The sequence below is a fragment of the Syntrophus aciditrophicus SB genome (assembly GCF_000013405.1).
Taxonomy (GTDB): Bacteria; Desulfobacterota; Syntrophia; order Syntrophales; family Syntrophaceae; genus Syntrophus; species Syntrophus aciditrophicus.
On the sequence record NC_007759.1, the window covers coordinates 1928922 to 1949687 of the forward strand.

The 20766-nt window shown below is 52.0% G+C and carries 19 protein-coding genes; 8 read left to right on the plus strand and 11 right to left on the minus strand.

Features of this window, described 5'->3' with window-relative positions; translation table 11 throughout:
• Positions 1-6: 6 nt before the first annotated feature.
• Positions 7-1368 (minus strand): TrpB-like pyridoxal phosphate-dependent enzyme, encoded by a 1362-nt coding sequence (locus SYN_RS08860; protein ID WP_011417755.1) that lies wholly within the window; start codon positions 1366-1368, stop codon positions 7-9.
• 350 nt (positions 1369-1718) lie between these two features.
• Positions 1719-2924 (minus strand): NAD(P)H-dependent glycerol-3-phosphate dehydrogenase, encoded by a 1206-nt coding sequence (locus tag SYN_RS08865; protein WP_041584924.1) that lies wholly within the window; start codon positions 2922-2924, stop codon positions 1719-1721.
• Positions 2925-3380: 456 nt separating this feature from the next.
• Here SYN_RS08865 and SYN_RS08870 point away from each other — a divergent pair, with 456 nt between their 5' ends.
• Positions 3381-4130, plus strand: coding sequence for a universal stress protein (locus SYN_RS08870; RefSeq protein WP_011417758.1), 750 nt, complete (start codon positions 3381-3383; stop codon positions 4128-4130).
• 7 nt (positions 4131-4137) lie between these two features.
• Here the strand turns inward: SYN_RS08870 and surE are convergent, their stop codons facing one another.
• The 5 genes from surE to nrdD form a co-directional block, all read right to left on the minus strand.
• The gene (gene surE / locus SYN_RS08875) at positions 4138-4938 is read right to left on the minus strand and encodes a 5'/3'-nucleotidase SurE (protein ID WP_011417759.1); all 801 of its coding nucleotides are present in this window, start codon (positions 4936-4938) and stop codon (positions 4138-4140) included.
• 90 nt (positions 4939-5028) lie between these two features.
• Positions 5029-6942, minus strand: coding sequence for a molecular chaperone DnaK (gene dnaK / locus SYN_RS08880; protein ID WP_011417760.1), 1914 nt, complete (start codon positions 6940-6942; stop codon positions 5029-5031).
• Between the two features lie 66 nt (positions 6943-7008).
• Entirely contained in the window at positions 7009-7611 is a 603-nt protein-coding gene (gene grpE, locus SYN_RS08885) for a nucleotide exchange factor GrpE (protein ID WP_049749957.1), read from the minus strand.
• Between the two features lie 67 nt (positions 7612-7678).
• Positions 7679-8263: a D-sedoheptulose-7-phosphate isomerase gene (locus SYN_RS08890; protein WP_011417762.1), complete on the minus strand. Its 585-nt coding sequence runs from the start codon at positions 8261-8263 to the stop codon at positions 7679-7681.
• A gap of 142 nt (positions 8264-8405) precedes the next feature.
• Positions 8406-10490, minus strand: coding sequence for an anaerobic ribonucleoside-triphosphate reductase (gene nrdD, locus SYN_RS08895; RefSeq protein ID WP_148202535.1), 2085 nt, complete (start codon positions 10488-10490; stop codon positions 8406-8408).
• A gap of 240 nt (positions 10491-10730) precedes the next feature.
• On the opposite strand from nrdD, the gene ettA reads away from it, so the two are divergent.
• The 6 genes from ettA to SYN_RS08925 all read left to right on the plus strand — a co-directional run bounded on the left by ettA (position 10731) and on the right by SYN_RS08925 (position 17136).
• On the plus strand, positions 10731-12416 hold the full coding sequence (gene ettA / locus SYN_RS08900) for an energy-dependent translational throttle protein EttA (protein ID WP_011417764.1): 1686 nt from the start codon (positions 10731-10733) through the stop codon (positions 12414-12416).
• 121 nt (positions 12417-12537) lie between these two features.
• Positions 12538-13008, plus strand: coding sequence for a thioesterase family protein (locus SYN_RS08905; protein WP_011417765.1), 471 nt, complete (start codon positions 12538-12540; stop codon positions 13006-13008).
• A gap of 153 nt (positions 13009-13161) precedes the next feature.
• Positions 13162-14499, plus strand: coding sequence for a cytochrome ubiquinol oxidase subunit I (locus SYN_RS08910; RefSeq protein WP_011417766.1), 1338 nt, complete (start codon positions 13162-13164; stop codon positions 14497-14499).
• Positions 14500-14524: 25 nt separating this feature from the next.
• Positions 14525-15550 (plus strand): cytochrome d ubiquinol oxidase subunit II, encoded by a 1026-nt coding sequence (gene cydB / locus SYN_RS08915; protein WP_011417767.1) that lies wholly within the window; start codon positions 14525-14527, stop codon positions 15548-15550.
• 89 nt (positions 15551-15639) lie between these two features.
• Positions 15640-16098 (plus strand): large-conductance mechanosensitive channel protein MscL, encoded by a 459-nt coding sequence (gene mscL, locus SYN_RS08920; RefSeq protein WP_011417768.1) that lies wholly within the window; start codon positions 15640-15642, stop codon positions 16096-16098.
• Positions 16099-16677: 579 nt separating this feature from the next.
• Positions 16678-17136 (plus strand): hypothetical protein, encoded by a 459-nt coding sequence (locus SYN_RS08925; RefSeq protein WP_011417770.1) that lies wholly within the window; start codon positions 16678-16680, stop codon positions 17134-17136.
• A gap of 191 nt (positions 17137-17327) precedes the next feature.
• Here the strand turns inward: SYN_RS08925 and SYN_RS08930 are convergent, their stop codons facing one another.
• The 4 genes from SYN_RS08930 to SYN_RS15325 all read right to left on the minus strand — a co-directional run bounded on the left by SYN_RS08930 (position 17328) and on the right by SYN_RS15325 (position 19683).
• On the minus strand, positions 17328-17759 hold the full coding sequence (locus SYN_RS08930) for a VOC family protein (protein ID WP_041584925.1): 432 nt from the start codon (positions 17757-17759) through the stop codon (positions 17328-17330).
• A 115-nt stretch (positions 17760-17874) separates the two neighbouring features.
• Positions 17875-18486, minus strand: a complete 612-nt coding sequence (locus SYN_RS08935) for a glycine zipper 2TM domain-containing protein (protein WP_011417772.1) — start codon at positions 18484-18486, stop codon at positions 17875-17877.
• A gap of 39 nt (positions 18487-18525) precedes the next feature.
• Positions 18526-18840 carry a BON domain-containing protein gene (locus tag SYN_RS08940; protein ID WP_011417773.1) on the minus strand — a complete coding sequence of 105 codons (315 nt, stop codon included), beginning with the start codon at positions 18838-18840 and terminating at the stop codon, positions 18526-18528.
• Positions 18841-18948: 108 nt separating this feature from the next.
• On the minus strand, positions 18949-19683 hold the full coding sequence (locus SYN_RS15325; protein ID WP_011417774.1) for a hypothetical protein: 735 nt from the start codon (positions 19681-19683) through the stop codon (positions 18949-18951).
• Between the two features lie 285 nt (positions 19684-19968).
• On the opposite strand from SYN_RS15325, the gene SYN_RS08950 reads away from it, so the two are divergent.
• A complete protein-coding gene (locus SYN_RS08950; RefSeq protein ID WP_049750045.1) occupies positions 19969-20634 on the plus strand; it encodes a trimeric intracellular cation channel family protein in 666 nt (221 codons plus the stop codon).
• Positions 20635-20766 lie beyond the last annotated feature (132 nt).

The window sequence follows — 20766 nt, forward strand, 5'->3', positions numbered from 1 at the left end:
AGAAATTCAGGGTTTAGGCATGTTTTCCGTCGCTTTCAGGACCCGCTGAATTTCCTCTTCCGGCAGTTCATAGGGCATCAGTTTGCCGGACAGGTATGCGTCATAGGATGCCAGATCAATCAAACCGTGGCCGCTCCAACTGAAGAGAATGCTCTTTTCCTTACCTTCCTCTTTAGCACGTTTCGCTTCATCCACGACCGCCGCGATCACGTGGCAGGTTTCCGGTGCAGGGACAAACCCTTCGGAACGAGCCCATTTGATGCCGGCTTCAAAGGTTTCCAATTGATCGTAGGCCCTTGCCTCGATCAGCCCCAGGTTGAGCAACTGGCTGACAATCGGCGCGATGCCGTGATAACGGAGGCCGCCGGCATGAATGGGCGCCGGCACATAATCATGACCGAGGGTATGCATCGCCAGCAGAGGAGTCATTTTTGCCAGATCACCGAAATCATAGGAATATGGCCCCCGGGTCAAGGTCGGGCAGGAGGTGGGCTCCGCCCCGACAATTTCCACCTGCTTCCCTTCGATTTTATCCTTGACGAAAGGCAGAGATATACCTCCGAAATTGCTCCCGCCGCCGCAGCAGCCCATGACCACATCGGGATAAACACCGAGCTTTTCCATCTGCTTCTGTGCTTCCAGACCGATAATGGTCTGATAGAGAAGGACGTGATTCAGCACGCTGCCCAGAGCGTAACGGGTGTTTTCCGAAGTGACGGCATCTTCGATGGCTTCGCTGATGGCAATGCCCAGGGTGCCCGGCGTATCCGGAGAATCAGCCCGGATCTGCCGTCCAATACGGGTCAGTTCGCTGGGGCTGGAAATGCATTCGCCGCCCCAGGTATTCATCAGGATCCGCCGGTAAGGTTTCTGATCGAAGCTGACCCGGACCATGTAGACCCGGCATTCCAGCCCGAACATCTGGGCCGCCATGCTCAGGGCGCTGCCCCACTGTCCCGCCCCGGTTTCCGTCGTCAGCCGCTTGATGCCGAACTGTTTATTGTAAAAAGCCATGGGAATGGCGGCATTCGGTTTGTGGGAACCGGCAGGACTCACTCCTTCATGTTTATAGTAGATTTTCACCGGTGCATCGAGCAGCTTTTCAAAATTCCTTGCCCGGTACAGCGGAGAAGGTCTCCATATCAGATATTTTTCCAGGACTTCTTCGGGAATGTCAATCCAGCGCTGTGTACTGACTTCATGCTCGATAATGTTCATGGGGAAAATCGGCGCCAGGTCTTCCGGACCGACAGGCTGATGCGTTTCCGGATGGAGCGGCGGACTGAGAGGCTTGGGCAGATCTGCCAGGATGTTGTACCACTGTCGGGGAATCTCGCTGTCTTCCAATATGACCTTTCTTGGTTCCATAAACTCTTCTCCTTTTACTTGTTGATCAAATTTCTAATATCCTTCGCGGCTGAACCGGAAGTCATTAAAAAAGCCATGGGGTTTCCCATGGCTTTCTGTTCGATTTCAGAGACATGGGAGAAGGTTCTCTCTACCCACATCTCACAGGAATTATTCATCGGCTATCGTGGGCATGGACGGACTGCAACCGCCATTGCCAGCCCACTCTCTGATATGCAGGATATGTTGTCATTCCAATAACCTGACGATTTTTTAAATTTGCTGTTTCCGCTACCATAAGCCGCTGGACAATGTCAAGGTCTTATTTGAACGGGCGGCAGGGCAAGGTCTCGGCCGCGCCCTCTTATCCTCTACATATCCAGATTGGCCAGGATGCCCTTTTCACGGCGGTACCACAGATTGGGCATAATCCGGTAAAGTGCGCGGGAAACCGGTCCGATATATTCCTTTTCTCTCCGGTCAAGCTGGCAGGACTGGATCAGGAGTTCCTTCATATTGCTTTTGCTTCCGCCTTCGTTGAATATCTGATAGGCACATTGAAACAGCGGGCTGTACATGTTCTTCTTTTCCAGATAGCGATGAACGTTTTTGATGGTATTGGGCCCCTCCGGCGTCCCGTCTATCCGCGCCAGAACCCTTTTGTTTGTCTCAATGGTATTGCCGTCATAGAGCTGGTAGAAATATTTCCCGTAACGATAATTCTTGCTGGCATCGGATGACAGGGTCACATACATGTCCCCCACCCCGGCCTGGCTGTAGAATGCCTGAAAACTTCCCCCAAGAAGTTTGGCCAGGGAACGGATTTCCACGCCGGAACGGGCGAATATGGTTCCGGGAAAGGAATCGCCCAGATCGAGGGAATCCGCTACGCCCTTGATGTTGGCCACGAGATTTTTAAGGGATCCGCAGGCTTCAACACCCACGATGTCAAAGTTGTAATAGGAATTCAATTCTCGACGGTTGAATTTGAATAGTTCCTCCCGTATAAACCGGCAGATTCGACTTTTTCCGGCTATGGTCACACAGACGGGACGTCCCAGGGCGATGTCCACATCAAAAAAAGGGCCGCCGATACAGACGACCTGATATTTGTTCTTCAAGCGAAAAAGGTGGTTGTGAATCAACTGGGATGGCGTGATGAGCTCCTTGGTCAACTCATCGGAAGTCAGCCCCTTGATTGGAGAAATAAGGCAGGTATCTCCGGCTTTTTTTTCGATGAGGGGCTGCAGATAGCCCAGCAGTTCAGGAAGCCGGTTCATGGTTATGGAGAGCAGTATAAAATCATGGTCTTCCACAACCCGCTCCAGATCGTTGGTTGCAGTGACCCGGGTGGAAAGTCTCGGCACCCGGTCCATGCCTCCCGACCGCAAGGCAAGGTCCTCCGTCAGATGTTTGGGATTGAGATGCTCCCTGTTGATTTCCCGGCAGATATCCGCATCGTGATAATAAAGGGTGACCTTTATGTTATCCCGTCCAAACTTGTAAGCGAAAGATGTTCCCAGTCTTCCCGGACCGATAACGGCAATCCGGCTTGTATCCAGATTTAATTTAAGCATCAAATTTTTCTACCCATGAATTAACAGCTTCCCCGCCGGCCTGAGGATTCAGCCTTTTTTGTCCCGCGACAACAAGAGTTTCTTCTTTTGCCGGGATTTCCTATACGTAATATTCCTCATTAATGCAACAGATTACATGCCAAAGATCGCCTGCGGCTCCAGTAAGGAAGAAAGGACATATTGTTTTGAAGATGCCCGGATATGAGACTTTTTAAAGGATTGTAAATCTATGAGGCTTGCTTTTTTTTGTCAATTATAATTTCCATTCTCTTCGGTTTTTACGGGAAGCAACTTCAAACCGGCTCACTTCGAAAAAGCCGCTTATGTGCCATCCTCATGAATCTAAACCTTGTGAAGACCAGCAGAAAACCGGGAGAAATTATTTTGAAAAATCGCCGTCCTTCTGATATGGACTCCTCAATTTAAGAAACAGTTAAAATAGGGAAAAGGAAGACAGTGAGCAGCGTTTCCATCCATGCGGTTCTGATCCCCCTCGACGGTTCCTCCTTCAGCCAAAGGGCAGTTGCATACGGGATTTATGTCGCCAAAAAAATGAATATTCAACTGATCGGAATACATGCCAGAACCCGGGGGGATTCGTCAGCAGAGGAAACCTTTATCGAGATCTTTTTGGAAGACTGCCGTCGTTTCGGCATTTCAATGGAGCTCCGGCAAACGACGGATTTGTCCTCAGCAGCAATCCTGGAGGCGACAGCGGATAAGGAAACCGGGCTTTTTCTCATTCCCAGACCGGATCGCCTCGAACTTCAAAGCACGCAGAATAAACCAGCGCATCTCGCCCTTCCCGGCGCGCCTTACACTCTGATGGTCATTCCTCCAGAATTTCGGGAAATTGAAAGTATGGGGCTGATCTATAACGGATGCTCCGAAGGGGACCATTCCCTTGATTTGGCTGTCTCTCTTTCCCGGCAAGCTTCCTGGCCGCTGACGATCCTTCTTCCTTCCGAAGATCCATTTCGGATTGATTCTCTCAACCGTCAACTGGAAGATTACTTTGACCAGCTGACCGGTGAACCGCTCATCGACTGGGATACCGTTGTCCTAAGCGGACAACAGGGAGAAGCAGCTTTCCGTTTCCTCCTCGACGGCTCCATCGAACTGCTGGTCATGTCCCGGCCCGACCTGGACTCATCCATGGTGATGCTTCTCAACAAAAGCCCGATTCCCGTGATTGTCACACGTTAAAGCTCATTTAATCCTGGAAATCACATTTCGCAACAGGAAGAAGGCTGGTTTCCTTTGACAGAAGAGCCTTTAAACCATCCAGTGCGTCATAGCGTGTCATGTCATGATAAATCGGGGTAATGGAGATCATCCCCCGGCTCAAGGCGCTGCCGTCGGAATCCGGTTCTTCCTGCTCCGATAACTGCGTTTCGCCCGCCAACCAATAGTAGAGCCTCTCACGGGGATCAACACGGCGGTCGAAGCTCTCGATCAGTCTCGCCTTTCCCTGCCGCGTCACGGCGTACCCTTTTATATCCTGCACCGGAAGGGCCGGCACATTGATATTAAGGGCCACGCTTTTTTTTTCAAAATACTTCATTATGAATCGAGCCATGGTACGGGCAAAATGGGCGGCAAAGGTGTAATCCGCATTGCGCAGCGTACCCAGTGAAATGGCCATGGAGGGAACCCCCAGAATTGCCCCTTCCGTTGCCGCGGATACCGTACCAGAATAAATGACGTTGATTCCGACATTCGCCCCGATGTTGATCCCCGATACGACCAGATCCACAGGCTTCTCCGATAGTTCCTTTATTCCAATTTTGACGCAGTCAGCAGGAGTTCCGGAAACGGCGTAGCCAAGAAAATTGCCGTCCTTTTTGGTCCGCCGGACCATGAGGGGACGATTGAGGGTAATGGCATGACCGACTGCGCTTCGTTCCACCTCCGGCGCGACAATAAGACAGTCCGCGTCTTTCGACAGCTCCGAATAGAGCGCGCTCAGGCCCCGGGCATAAATCCCGTCGTCATTGGTCAACAGATACCTCATTGTGATATTCCTTTCCTGAGTTCAAATAAATATGCCCGGAAATCAAATTTCTTGAAATCCGGGCATCTATCAGGCTCACGATCAGCAAACTTATTTCACTTCTTCAAAATCTGCATCGACCACATCTTCATCCTTTTTCCCCGGCCCCTGTCCGCCGGTGCCAGGCCCCGCTCCAGGCTGTGGACCCGCCCCGGCCTGAGAGGTCTTTGCATACATCGCCTCGGCCAGCTTGTGGGAAGCCGTCGTCAATTCATCCTGAGCCGACCTGATGGCATTGATGTCATCGCCTTCAACGGCTTTCCGCACTTTGGCAATGGCATCCTCGATCCTTGCCTTTTCCGCGGCATCAACTTTGTCGCCGAATTCCTTGATATTCTTTTCGACGCCGTATGCCATGGCGTCGGCAGAATTCCTTGCCTCCACGAGTTCCTTCTTTTTGCGGTCCTCTTCACCGTGAGACTCGGCTTCCCTGACCAGCTTCTCGATTTCCGTCTCGGAAAGACCGCTCGATGCCGTAATCTTTATGCTCTGTTCCTTTCCGGTTCCCAGATCCTTTGCGGAAACATGGACGATGCCGTTGGCATCGATGTCGAAGGTCACTTCGATCTGGGGAATTCCGCGGGGCGCCGGGGGAATTCCAACGAGGTCGAACCGGCCCAGAGTCCGGTTGTCCCCTGCCATGGAGCGTTCCCCTTGAAGGACATGAATGCTCACGGCAGGCTGATTGTCCGCCGCAGTGGAAAAGATCTGGCTTTTCCGGGTCGGGATGGTTGTGTTCTTTTCGATGAGTTTGGTCATCACGCCACCCAGGGTTTCGATTCCCAGGGACAGGGGCGTGACGTCGAGCAGCAGAACATCCTTCACTTCTCCACCCAGGACTCCGCCCTGAATCGCCGCGCCGACAGCCACGACTTCATCGGGATTCACGCCTTTGTGAGGTTCCCGATCAAAGATCTCCTTGACTTTCTGCTGGACTCTGGGCATACGGGTCATGCCCCCGACGAGGATGACTTCATCGATGTCCTTCGGGCTCAGGCCGGCATCCTTGAGGGCGGTCCGGCAGGGACCCTCGAGCCTGTCGATCAGTTCTTCCACCAGCGCCTCCATTCTGGCGCGGGTCAATTTGATGTTCATGTGCTTCGGACCCGACGCGTCCGCGGTAATGAAGGGCAGATTGATGTCCGTCTCCATCGAGGAGGACAGCTCCATCTTCGCTTTTTCCGCTGCTTCCTTAAGCCGCTGCAAGGCCATCTTGTCGCTGCGGATATCAATCCCCTGGTCTTTCTTGAATTCGCTGACCAGATAATCGATGATCCGCTGATCGAAGTCTTCCCCTCCGAGATGGGTGTCCCCGTTGGTGGATTTGACTTCAAAAACGCCTTCGCCCAGCTCGAGGATTGAGATATCGAACGTCCCGCCACCCAGGTCGAAGACGGCGATTTTTTCATCCTTTTTCTTATCCAGTCCATAAGCAAGGGCTGCCGCCGTCGGTTCGTTGATGATTCTCAGAACATTCAAGCCCGCGATCTTCCCCGCGTCCTTCGTGGCCTGACGCTGGGAGTCATTAAAATATGCCGGGACGGTAATCACTGCGTCAGTAATCTTTTCGCCCAGATAATCTTCGGCGGTCTGTTTCATTTTCACCAGAACCATGGAGGATATTTCAGCAGGACTGTACGCCCGGCCTCGCACCTCAATCTGGGCATCCCCATTGGGCGCCTCGGAAATCTTGAAAGGACTGATACTCTTGTCATACTGAACTTCCTTGGAATTATATTTCCTGCCGATAAGTCTCTTTACGGCGTAAACTGTATTTTCCGAGTTCGTTACAGCCTGCCGTTTGGCAACCTGTCCCACCAGTCTTTCACCGCTTTCCGTAAAAGCAACAATCGACGGCGTCGTTCTGTTCCCTTCCTGATTTGCTATAACAACGGGGTCCCCCCCTTCCATTACGGCAACGCATGAATTGGTGGTTCCCAAATCAATTCCGATAATTCTTCCCATGTGGATTCATCCTCCTTAATCTCTTATGTCTGGTGCTGTATTCCATTTCCATAAATGCTTTTTTCATTATTTCTCTCTGCGCTTACAAACAGAAACCTTGGACGGCCTCAGCAGTCTCCCCTTCAAGAGGTATCCCCTCTCATATTCATCAACAACCTTTCTGTCTTCATGCTGATCGCTTTCAACCTCAAGCATCGCTTCATGCACATGGGGATCGAAATCCTGACCGCATGCGGGAATCGGTTCAACTCCGTATTTTTCCAGGCAACACAGGAGCTGATCTCTCACCAGTTTCAGCCCCTCCCGGAAAGAATCGAAATCATTGGACTTGATTGCCGTTTCAAGGGCCCTGTCCAGGCTGTCCATAATTGGAAGGATATCCCGAAGGAGATTTTCATTTCCGAATTTAATGAGATCGGACTTTTCCCGGGAAGCCCTCTTTTTATAATTTTCAAGATCGGCAAGTGCCCGCAAATAATTATCATAGTTTTCGGCTACTTCTTTTTCCTTCAACTCAAGTTCCGCTTTCAGCGATTCTCTGTCATCGCCGGCGCCGGCCTCACCCTCCGCAATCTTCTGAATCTGCTCTTCGGAAGATTCGGGAACGATGGTTTCCTCCTCTTTCCTGTCCGTGTGCTTCATGCCGTAAAGCGTTTCCTTTCTTGTCATTTCAGCAGATTTCCATAATCCGCTTTTATTGCTTAACATTTTTCTTTACGATGATTTTACCGGAATCTCATTTGTGTTCCGGTCTCTGAAAGAGTTTAAAATCAATCATTTCGCAGATGACATGGCCAATCGCGATGTGCACCTCCTGAACGCGGGGCGCGCTGTTTGAAGACACATTCAGGGAATAATCAACCATCCCGGCGATATCCCCGCCGTCCCAACCGGTCAGCCCGACGGTAATCAGTCCCATCTTTCCAGCAACTTCCAATCCTTTTAGAACGTTTGCTGATTTTCCGCTGGTGCTGATTCCCCAAGCCACATCCCCGACCTGACCGATCGCTCGAATCTGCTTGCTGAATATTTGAGAAAAATCGTAATCGTTACCGATTCCAGTGATCACCGAAGTATCGCCGCTCAAAGCAATGGCCGGCAGAGGAGGCCTTTCGATGACGAAACGATTGATGAATGCCGCGGCAAGGTGCTGAGCATAAGCGGCGCTTGCCCCGTTGCCGAAAATCAGGATTTTGTTTCCGGCCTTCAGGGCGCCGGTCAGTGCCTCGACAACATTAACCATCCGCCCCAGGTTTTCGTTCAGGAAAATCTCCTTAAGCTGGCTGCTTTCCTTAAAGATTTTAATAATATGATCTTCCATGGAAACCGGGCGATCCTATCTGTCATGCGACTTGTCTCAGCAATTTCGAGGCTAATATATTTATCGATTATGAGCATGTCAAGGGCGCGACCCTGGATTAATTCCAAAAGAAAAGCGCCCTGATGGGAGGGAAAAAGTGGCTTTAAAAATTCGTGCTGCTTCTATAACAGTCTTTCAATTCGGCCAGCTTACCTTTGTTCCAACCGGATATCGGACTGTAATACCGCGTGATTCTGGCCAGTCCGTCGATTGCTTTTTCTCCGCATACGGGGCAGGACTCATGCAGACCCCGTACGGTTTTCCGACAGTCGAAGCAGGTCGTGAAATCGGAGGAAAACGTGACTCCGGCACTTTCCGTTTCAAAATAGACCTGCCGGATGAAGGACGACAACGCCTCCTTTGATGGCCTCTTCTCTTCCAGCCTCAGATTGGTCAGTGCAGCCCCTTCGATCAAGGAATGGAAAAGGCCCTCCTGCCGAACGCGTTCAAAGGGCATCATCTTCACCGAAATATCGAGATTTGTGGAATTGGTGTAGTACAGCCCCCCCCGGACCACATCGCCGCGGATAAAGCGTCCGGCGCCAGGGGAAAAGTAACGGAGATCCAGACGGGCAAAGCGGTATGCCGTTGTTTCCGCCGGGGATTGTTCAAGAATCAGGCGCATGCCGGTCTTCCGGCTGAGCTTGTCGATCTGCTTCTTCATATGCGCGACAATCTTCAATCCCAGCTTCAGGGCTGTTGAAGACTCGTGAAGGTGCTTCCCGGTGGAAATTCTCACGAGCTCATTGAGTCCCACCATCCCCACGAGATACGTCATCCGGTCCGGGCGCAGGTAGGGATGCCCGTCCCGGTTCATGGTCAGGAGGGACAGAGGTCCTTGCCGCCCGTAATCGAGCAGCTTTTCCATAAAGGACTTTTTCTGACTGTGAGCCTTGACCGCCAGCTCCAACTGTGCGGTCAGGAGATCGAAGAGGCGGCGACTGTCTCCCTCGGCCCGATATCCCAGCCGGGGCAGATTGATCGAAATGTTCTGCATGGATGCATGACGCATCATCCAGGGTTTCTGCATATCCTCTTTATGGGAGGGTGAATTCCCCGGGTAAAGGGAACCGCATTCTGAAAGTCTCAACAGATCCCCCCGATCGAAGACAAAAATGGGGTTTCCCTTGTCTACAGCCACTTCACAGAGATGATCGAGGAATTCGCCGCAATCCGGCGTCCGGAAAAATGCTTCCGTGATGTGAACGATAGGCCGGGGAAAGATGAAAGGTTTTCCCAGGGCATCGCCCTCTCTGTAGACGTCGAAGAGAGCCCAGACAAAACGCCGGGATTCGGGAAGATAGTCACCGTAACACTTCCCCGTTTCTTCTCCACCCGGCCCGATGGCGGGCACATCGGCAAGATATTCAGGAACTTCCCAGTAAAGATGGATATCGGTAAAGATGGACTGTCCCCCCGTTGCCGACGCGAGTTGGGAAAATTCGTAAATCAGCATCTGGGCAAGCTGTCGGACCTCCGCGTCCGGCATCCCCACCAGATAGGGGGCAAAAAACAGATTGACCGCGTGCCAGGCCACCACCCCGGAGAAATGACCCTGAAGTATCGCGGCATAACGCACCATGTGGGCCAGCAGAACATCCCCATGTCGGGCGGGGCCGGCCACATTGACGGAATTAGGCAGGTCCATTCCGAACTTTTTTATGTACTCCAGCGAAGAGCAGATGCTGTAGGGACGGTCGATGTAGCCCAGGGCATGAATATGAAGATCGCCCGCCGTGTGAGCATCGCCGACATCATGGGAAAACACGCTGTGAAGGGCGTAGGCCCGCTTGATGCCCTCCGCGAGAATGAGATTTGTCGCTTCCGGATTATGGGGCAGATTGGCGTTTCCCCGGTTCGGGTGAAGAATCAGCTGACCGACGTCATAGAGCGGGAATCCCAGCAGGGCATGCATCCCCCGGGCGTCTTCCAGCCCCCGTTCGATCAGCTTCGCATCCACAAGTTCACGGATCAGCGAGGTGGTCAGCAATCCGATCCCGGAAGCCATGATCTGCTTCTCCACTTCCCGGCTGACCGCTTCCGCCGTATCGCTGTCGATGTCCGTTTCCCGGATCAGGGCATCGACGATGCGCTGCCGATTCCAGCGGGCGACTTCTTCATCCGACGTCCGCACAAAAAGTGTCAGATCCGTCGTATCCCGGTTTCCCGATAATTCTGTTTTCTTCAACCTGCCTTTCCTTTCCCGTTCGTTCCCGTTTCCGGACCTCCAGCTTTCCCCGTGCGCGAATAAGCCGGGAATTTCTTTTCCGCCTTTACAACATTCATCCTCAAAGATCAAACGGCAATAACCTGTTTATTCTTGACACCTCTGCGGCTTTGATTTAGTGCAAGTCATTTTTGTCGCATTCTGATGCATCATTCTATATAAGGTTTTCTACACAAAAGTCTCGGGAGGAAAAGTTTTAAGATGAGCCAGGATCCCCACAAAATTATTTATTCCATGATCGGAGTCACCAAGGTTTACGATAAAAAACCGGTTCTCAGGGATATTTCCCTTTCCTATTTTTACGGCGCCAAAATCGGCGTCCTCGGCCTTAACGGCTCGGGAAAGAGTTCCCTTCTGCGCATCCTGGCCGGAGTCGACAAGGAATTCAACGGGAAAACGATTCCCTCGCCGGGTTATTCCATCGGCTTTCTGGAACAGGAACCGCAGCTGGATAACGCTCTGACCGTCCGGGAGATCGTGGAACAGGGTGTTCAGAAGACGGTTGATCTGCTTTCGGAATACAACCGGATCAGCGAGCAGTTCGCCGAACCCATGTCCGATGAGGAGATGACCCGTCTGTGCGACCGCCAGGCCGAAGTCCAGGAAAAGCTTGACGCCCTGGACGCCTGGGACCTGGATTCCCGACTGGAAATGGCCATGGATGCTTTGCGCTGTCCGGCTGGCGATACGCCCGTGAGCGTGCTTTCCGGAGGAGAGCGGCGGCGGGTTGCCCTGTGCCGTCTCCTTCTGCAGAAACCTGACATCCTGCTTCTCGACGAGCCCACCAACCATCTTGATGCTGAAACTGTGGCCTGGCTGGAGCATCATCTGAAAACCTATGAGGGAACGATTATCGCCGTCACCCATGACCGCTATTTCCTGGACAATGTCGCCGAATGGATTCTGGAACTGGATCGGGGCGAGGGAATCCCCTGGAAGGGAAACTACTCTTCCTGGCTGGAGCAGAAGCAGAATCGCCTGCGCAAGGAGGAAAAGAGGGAAACGGAACGACAGAAAACCCTGGAGCGGGAACTGGAATGGATCCGGATGAGTCCCAAGGGCCGCCATGCTAAATCCAAGGCCCGCATCTCTGCCTATGAATCCCTCCTTGGCCAGGAAGGGGAAAAGCGTGGCGGCGAGCTGGAAATCTACATCCCGCCGGGACCGCGACTGGGCAAGGTCGTCATCGAGGCGGAACATCTCCGCAAGGCCTTCGGCGACCGGATTCTCATCGATGATCTCTCCTTTGCCCTGCCGCCGGGCGGAATCGTCGGCGTCATTGGCCCTAACGGCGCGGGAAAGACCACTCTCTTCCGGATGATTACCGGCCAGGAAACTCCAGACAGCGGTACGCTCCGCGTCGGCGATACCGTAACGCTGGCCTACGTGGATCAGAGCCGGGATATCCTCGATCCCGGGAAAACAATCTGGGAGACGATCTCTGAGGGTCTTGACACCCTTTCCCTGGGCAGCCGCCAGGTCAACTCCCGGGCCTATGTCGCCCGCTTCAACTTTTCGGGAACGGATCAGCAGAAAAAGGTGGGGGCTCTCTCCGGCGGCGAACGGAATCGCGTTCACCTGGCGCGGATGCTCAAAGAAGGCGCCAACGTCCTTCTTCTTGACGAACCAACAAACGACCTGGATGTCAACACGATGCGCGCCCTGGAAGAAGCCCTGGAAAATTTCGCCGGCTGCGCTGTCGTCATCAGTCACGACCGCTGGTTTCTGGATCGCATTGCCACCCATATCCTTGCCTTCGAGGGTGACAGCCGTGTCGTCTGGTTTGAAGGAAACTACTCTGAATATGAAGCGGACCGGCGAACCCGTCTCGGGACCGCTGCCGATCAGCCTCACCGGATTAAATACCGTCAGTTGACCCGGATCTGAAAGACGGCCCGGTTTGCGGAAAGAAGAAGTGATCATATAAAAATTATTCAGGAAGACCTTGAAAGCAAAATACTCACAGGATCACCAGGCATGGCCATGAACGGGCTGTAAAGGAGAAACGATGCCGAATTTCTCAAAGAACGAAGAAGTATTGTTTTCAGCCGTCAATGAAATCTTCGAGGAAAAAATTCCCTTCAATAAAATCATCGGACTTAAAGTCAGGTTCATAAGCCCTGAGCAGGTAAAGCTTTCCTTTGAGATGCGGGATGAGTTGATCGGGAACGCCATCCGCAGGATGCTGTATGGCGGGGTGATTTCATCCGCCATCGATATGACGGCCGGCCTGGCAGCATTTATGGGCTTTCAGGAAAAAATGTCCGGTAAACCCATGGAAGAGAAACTGGCCATGATCGGGCGGTTGAGCACGATGAGTCTTCATGTGGAATATCTGCGGCCGGGCCTTGGCAGGGAGTTTGTCTGTACGGGATACAACGTAAGAACGGGAAACAAGGTCGCGGTGATCAGAACGGAACTGATGAACGATCAGGATGAGCTCATCGCCGTGGGAAGCGTTTCTTACATACTGGTATAGCCCGCACTGCTCTGCCTTCCCGTCATCTCTTTCATCAAAAACAAATTCCGTTGCATTTCTCACTTTCCCCTGCGATAATCATTGCGTTTGAACGTTGGCGTCTCAAGGGTAAAGTTCGGCATGTGACTGTTCAATGCATGAGGAGAAGACTCTATGGATGTTTTAACGCTCAGTCGATTGCAGTTCGCCATGACGGCGGGTTTTCATTTCCTTTTTGTCCCCCTGACCCTGGGCCTCTCCATCCTGGTCGCCTTCATGGAGAGCCGGTATGTCTTCACCGGAAACCCCTTGTATCTGCGCATGACGCGCTTCTGGGGCAAACTCTTCCTGATTAATTTTGCCGTCGGTCTCGTCACCGGCCTGACCCTGGAATTCCAGTTCGGCATGAACTGGGCATCCTATTCCCGTTTCGTGGGCGACATCTTCGGCACCCCCCTGGCCATCGAGGCAACTGCCGCCTTTTTTCTGGAATCCACCTTTATCGGCTTGTGGATTTTCGGCTGGAAACGTCTTTCTCCCCGTCTGCATGCCTTTACGATCTGGGTGGTCGCCTTCGCCACCAACTTTTCCGCCCTCTGGATTCTTCTCGCCAATGGCTGGATGCAGCACCCCGTCGGGTTCGTCCTCCGCAACGCGCGGGCTGAAATGGTTGACTTCCCTGCCCTGCTTACCAGCAGTTACGGCTGGCTCAAGTTTCTGCACACCATAACCGCCGGCTACGTAACCGCCGCCTTTTTCGTTCTTGGCATTTCCGCCTGGCAGATCCTGAAAAAGCGGGAGGTTCCCCTTTTCAAATCCTCTTTCCGGATCGCAGCCGTTTTCGGTCTGTTGAGTTCCATGGCAGTTGTCGGCATCGGCGATTTCCATGGAGCGGAAGTCGCCCGCGTTCAGCCGGGGAAACTGGCCGCTATGGAGTCGCTCTGGGAAACGGAAAGCTCCGTCCCCTTTTACCTTTTTGTACTGCCGGACGCAAAGAATGAACGCAACAGCATTGAGGCTGTCGGCATTCCCTACATGGTCAGCTTTCTCGCCTATCGGGACATTCATGCCGAACTCAAGGGTTTGAAGGAATTTCCCAGAGAAGATCGGCCTCCGGTCATGGAAACCTTCCTCGGTTTCCGAATCATGGTCGCTCTAGGAGGACTCTTCATGCTTCTTGCCGCCATTGCCCTTTATCTGAGTGTCCGGAACCGCCTTGAATCTTTACCCCGTTTCCTCTGGCTGATGGCGCTCTCACTTCCCCTTCCCTATCTGGCCGGCCAGGCGGGATGGGTCGTGGCTGAGGTGGGCCGCCAGCCGTGGATCGTTTACGGCCTGCTGAGAACGAAGGATGCCGTCTCACCCAATATAGCAGGCAGTCAGGTGTTGTTTTCCCTCATTGGTCTGGGCCTGCTTTATACCTTTCTCGGGATTGTCGGGCTGTGTCTGATGATCTACCACATCAGGAAAGGCCCGGAACCTGAAGCGACCGAGCCAGGCGCCTCTTCTTAAACAGCAGAACGGGAGGTACGACATCATGGATTATCAGCTGATCTGGTTTGTTCTCTGGGGACTTCTCTGGGCCGCATATTTTGCCACCGGCGGTTTCGATCTGGGGGCGGGAATGCTTCTTCCCGGGCTGGGAAAAACGGAACACGAAAAAGAGGCACTTCTGGAAAGTTTCGGTCCGCTGTGGAACGGCAACGAAGTCTGGCTGGTCACGGCGGGCGGCGCAACCTTCGCCGCCTTCCCCACCGCTTACGCCGTACTCTTCAGTTCCTTTTACATTCCCCTTCTGTTGATTCTCTTCGCCCTGATTGTCCGGGGCGTCGCTCTGGAATTTCGGGAAAAACTCGCGTCGCAGTCCTGGCGAAAGGCTTGCGATACCGCCATCGTAACGGGAAGTGTCGTTCCGGCCTTCCTCTTCGGCGTTTTTTTCGGCAATGTCTTTCAGGGATTGCCCCTGGATGACCGGGGGTACAGCGGGACCTTTCTTCAGCTTCTCAATCCTTACACCCTCCTGGCAGGGATTCTTTTCTGTGTCCTTTTCCTCTCCCACGGCGCCCTCTGGATCGCCTACCGAACGGAGGGTGATCTGTCCATGCGGGCGGCAACCTTCGCTCGAAACTACTGGCCCGCTGTTGCCCTGGCCGTGATCCTTTTCTTCATTTCCTCTATCTTCAAGACGCAGCTTTTCGCAAATTATCTCCAGAACGCCCTTCTGTTCCTCTTTCCTGTCCTGTCGCTGCTTTCCCTTGCCGCTCTGAGGTTTTACCTGAAGAAGTCGGAATTTCTCTCAGCTTTTCTATTTTCCGGATTGAATATCATCCTGGTCATGGCAACCGCCCTGGCCGGCCTGTATCCGAACCTGCTTCCCTCGCTCTCCAATCCCTCCTTCAGCATCACGATTTTCAATGCCTCCTCAGGCCTTTACACTCTGAAGATCATGACCGTGGCCGCCGCTGTCTTTGTCCCCATCATTCTCGTCTATCAGTTATGGGTTTACCGGATATTCCGGCATAAAATCCCCGCCGCGAGGACGGGAGAAGATCTGTACCTTTAAGCACAGCGGCCTTTTTAGACAGCAGATCTTTATAATGCAGATGATGCTGAATTTTTTTAAAAATTTATATGAATAAGGAGGAATGAACGATGTTCAAGGAATTCAAGGAGTTTGCATTAAAAGGAAACGTTGTGGATATGGCCGTGGGTATCATTCTGGGTGTTGCCTTCGGCGCCATCGTGAAATCACTTGTCGATGATCTTCTCATGCCCGGCATCGGTATACTCCTGGGCTCTGCCGATTTTTCCAATCTGTTTCTCGTCATAAAAGAAGGCGCAACCCCCGGACCTTTCACCACCCTGGCTGACGCGCAGAAAGCCGGCGCAGTCACGATTAATTATGGACTTTTTATCAATACCATCGTTAATTTTATTATTGTAGCTTTCGCCTTGTTTCTGGTTATCCGCAACATCAACCAACTCCGGAGAATGACGGAAAAGCCCCCTGTCGAAGAGGCGCCCACAACCAAAGACTGTCCCTACTGCCTCTCCGCCATCCCCCTCAAAGCCACGCGCTGCCCGAACTGCACATCTGAACTGAAGGGTTAACTCCACACGTTGTGGTGCGTATGTCCGTCCACCAAAGGCGGCATACGCATCACCGAGAAAAACATTCAGAACACGCAACGTTAATAGTTGCTGTTATCCAACACTATGTCTACATAGCATCAATTACCCGATTCCTTCCTGACACTTCAACCTGAAATAGAACTGCACCCGCAGAGTTGAGAATTCCGTCGACCGGTCTTTGTTCCGTTGCTGCGTTCACACCGATGATGATTTTTATGGAAAAAACCCATTTTTTCAGAGCCACCGCAAGGATACGCCTCGACGTGTTGACTTTCTTTTCTCGAAGCCATACACTCAAATCAAATGGGTCTGGATATGATGCTGACTTACTGCCTTTTTCTTATCGTGGTGATGAGATCTTGAACGATTGTCTCAGCAGTTCAAGCTATTCAGTATTTGTCTTTCAGTAAAGAAAATCAAATAAGGTTTAAAAAAGGAGGTGTCGGTATGTCAATCAACTGGATTAGTTCATTTGACGAGGGGGTACAAAAGGCGAATGAGGAGGACAAACTTATTCTTCTCGACTTCTTCAATCCCAATTGAATAGGCTGTAAAACAATGGACGCGGTCGCGTACCCGGATGCAGCCGTCACTGACTTCATAACCAGGAATTTCATTCCGATCAGAATTCAGGCAAGTGATGCCGAACTGGGCCCCAGATTCCGCATCAAATGGACCCCTTCCCTGCTGATTCTCGATAAACAAGGTCTGGAGCACAACAGATCCCTGGGATTCTTTTACCCCCAGGAATTGATCCCCTCGTTACTTCTGGGGATAGGGAAAGTTTTCTTCGGTCAGCCGGACAGGCCGAAAGCGATTTCATATTTTAAACAAATCACCATGGCCTATCCCGAATCTTTTCAGGCTCCGGAAGCCGTGTACCTCAAAGGCGTTTCTCAATATATTGAGGATCACGATGTGGCGAATCTGTTCGATATTTATGAATGTTTAAAATCCCGCTATCCTGACAGTGAATGGCTTATGAGGGCGGATCCTTATCGACTTTTAAAAAAATGACACGGAATTTCCTGCATTCCAGGCGGCATTTCCACATATTTATGCTTTTCCGGCTGCAGTTACAAAATTGGCCAAACTGTTCTGCGTGATGAAAGACACCCATGGTGTTTGATGGCGGCTGAATGCCTTACATCTACTGAAACCGGCAAGGCCCGTCCGCCATGTCGGCTGCGGACCTTGCCGGAATCCGGTCAGAAATCTCTCTTCTCTTTATCGTCAATCATTTCAACCAGAACCCCGTTGAGTTTTTTCGGGTGCACAAAGGCATATTCACAGTTGCGGAAAGGACGGACAATCTCTCCCCGCTTATCGGGTATGAACGGATACCCCTTGTCCAGAAGTTCCTTGACGGCTTCGCGGGTTTTTCCCACATTGAAGCTGATAAGCATGACACCCTCGCCGTTCTTTTCGATGAATTTGGCAACATCGCCGTCCGGTGCTGTGGATTCCATTAATTCAAATCCCACTTCCCCTATCCAGTAGCGTGCGACGCGTATCTTTTCCGGTTCGTCCACATAAGCGTCGTCCGGCTTGTCTTTTCCCAAAAGCGGCTCCCATGTCCTGCGGGCCTCATCCAGGTTCCTGACTGCAATGCAGATATGATCCAGCCTTTGGATATCCATTACCTCTCCTTCTTTCTGCAGGCCGGGCACACCTGCGTCTTCCAGGTTCAACAGAAACGGCGGGACTAATCGCTTGAGGTATCGTACGGATACGGTGCCGCCCTCTCCGAGATTATCATTTTACAGTAAAGGATGCCTGCATTTCGTCTGAGGCTGTTCCCGATTTAATCCTGTAGGTAACGATGTAAAGGCCTTTTTTCGCGGTCTCCGGCAATGTTAAGGGAATGCTTGAAGTAAAGGTCCCCGTTCCCCTGGTTGTCCGTATTTCCGGGTTGCCTACAAGTTCATTCCCCAGTCTTATTTCTCTCGTTTCAACGATATTGAGCTGTGCATCCTTCGAATCGCTCAACAGAGCATAAGTCATCTTGAGTTCGACGTTGCCGCCTGGTTTCACAATCTGGGGAACAGTTGAAACATCCTCAATTCTCAGCAGGGTTCCCTGACTGACATCGTAATCGTATCTTTTTGCCGTTTCCGTACCCGTTCGTTTCTGATCGTAATAATAATGGCCGAGCACGCCGCCGACAAGAGCGCCGATAAGACCTCCGATAACAGCGCTTTTTGTGTCCTTTCCTAAAACCGAGCCCAATACGGCTCCTGCCGCCGCGCCCATTCCCGCGCCTGTCGCCGCACCTTTACGCTCCTCCGGAATGTTCGGCATTGTCTGACAACTGGTCACAAAAACGAAAGCCGCCAGAACGAGAACAAGAATTATCCTTTTTTTCATAGTATTATCCCCCCATCAGGCAACTGTTGTCGTTCTTTTTTATTTTAGAATCAAATTGTTCTTTACGGAAACTACCCCCTGGACGCTTCTTGCAATTTTTTCAGCGTGTTCCTTAGTTTTCTGGCTGTCTACAAAACCGCTCAACTGAACCACGCCTTTGTATGTCTCCACACTGATTTGAAACACCTTCAGGCCTGCATCCTGAGCCAGCAACGTTTTTACTTTAGTGGTAATGACGGAATCATCAATAAATTCCCCGGTGCTTGACGATGTAGGAGTTGACGCACAGCCCAGCAGGGCAACCATCAGAAGCAGACTGATTAACGTTCTTGCGATTATCTTTGATTTAGCCATGGTTTTTACCTCCTCCTTGAAATAATTGAAAATTGTTAAAAAACTCTTCCCTCTCTCCTTTTAAAAATGGGACAGACTTTTCACCTTCTCTTTTCTGCTGTCTCTATCTCATTTAGGGCCTTGTGCCTTTTCAGGCCTTCCCTTGCCGTCCCTTTTTTCTCCTCCTCTCTGTTCATGCCCCCCTTGGGATCTCCGAGAATCCTGATGCCGGACTTCCCTGAAGTGCTGCCGGTCTTTGCTTTCTTCGCGGGATTGCGGCCGGGGTTGCGGCTGGTATATCTCACGCTGTTGCGGCCGGGATTGGGGCCGATTCATTTCTTGCGGCTGCGGTCGGGGTTGCGTCTGTACGGATCGGGGGGACTGCTGCGGCTGCGGTCTGGATTTCATATCCGGAACCCCCCAATACTGCCGGCGTTCCCAATGTTTCTGCCTTTCCCATTTTTTCCAGTTCCTTTGAACCTGGCTGGCGGGAACACGCTGGTGCTGCCAGGGATAACCCTGCCAGCGATGATCCCGATAATCATCTCTCCACCGCGGGGGAACCGTTGCGTAGAACAACGGCCTTCCTTTATAGTAAGCCCAGCCTCTGTCATAATAGCGTGAACGATACCAGTACCCTCCCCAAGGACGCCACCACCAGCCGCCATAGAAAAAAATGTCCACGGGGACGTCCGGAACGGCATAAACATAAGTTCCGGGGATCACGACGGTTACCGGCGGCGCTGAAAATACGATGGCCGGCGGCAGGGCGATGCCGACGTGAACATTGACGTCGGCTTTTGCTGAGACAGGAACAATCATCAGAAGTGCCAGAAGCATTGTTCCCGGAATTATCTTTTTCATCCTGATTAACTCCTTTATTCGTTTATTCTTTCTTTTTGTTTATTTCATTTGTTCTCCAATACTTTCCCGGATTACGGAAATCAAACTCTCTCTGCATAATATCTTTTCATCTGATCCAAATCAATCCTGTTGTTTTATAATTCCGCTTCCCCTCCCGAAACATCGCAAAGGCAGTCCTGAATCATGAATAACCTGAGAGCGCCGTATCTTAATTGTTTGACAAACAACGGCACAAATAATAAGGGTGACCGGGCTGTAATTCTTGGATGGAAAAGAGGAAATGCCTTGACTTATCTGCTGGACATTCTGGGCACTCTGGTTTTTGCCGTTTCCGGGGCCTTCCGGGCTGTCAAGTACGAACTGGACCTCCTCGGGGTCCTTGTCCTCGCGGTGGCCACCGGGGTGGGCGGAGGAATTCTCCGCGATCTCCTGATCGGTTTTGTGCCTCCGTCGGCCTTCCGGGATGAAACCTATCTTCTTGTCTGCTTTCTTGGCGGACTGCTTGTCTTTCTCGCCGCGCCCAAAATCGCACGGCGTTGGGACCTGGTGATGGCGGCGGATGCTTTGGGACTGGGGGTGTTTTCCGCAATCGGCGCCGCCAAGGCCGCGGAGTTTCACCTTGGGCCCGTGGGAATCGTCATGATGGCTGTTCTGACTGCTACGGGAGGAGGGGTTGTCCGGGATATCCTGGTAAGAGAAATTCCTGCGGTTATCCGGGTCGATTTTTACGCGACCGCCGCCCTCTGCGGCGGGCTTTCTTTTCTGGCTGCCGGACTGGCCGGTATGAACGAGTTTTTTCAGCTTCTCATCTCCATTATCGTTGCCACAGGGCTGCGGCTCATCGCCATGATTTATCGGATTAATCTTCCCCGGGTGCGCAGCCTGCCTGAATCTCCCACGGAGTTGACCCACAGGCATAAAGCTGAGAAGAAAAAACCTCGCGCCTTCTGAATGTCTCCTGCCATCATCGTCTGTCGCCCGATCCGGCATGTTCCCCGAAGCCTGACAAATTGCTTGATTTATCAGAAATGATGATATAGAAGGCGTCTTTGTTTCAATTTTTATTGAAGGTCTCCTTGTCCG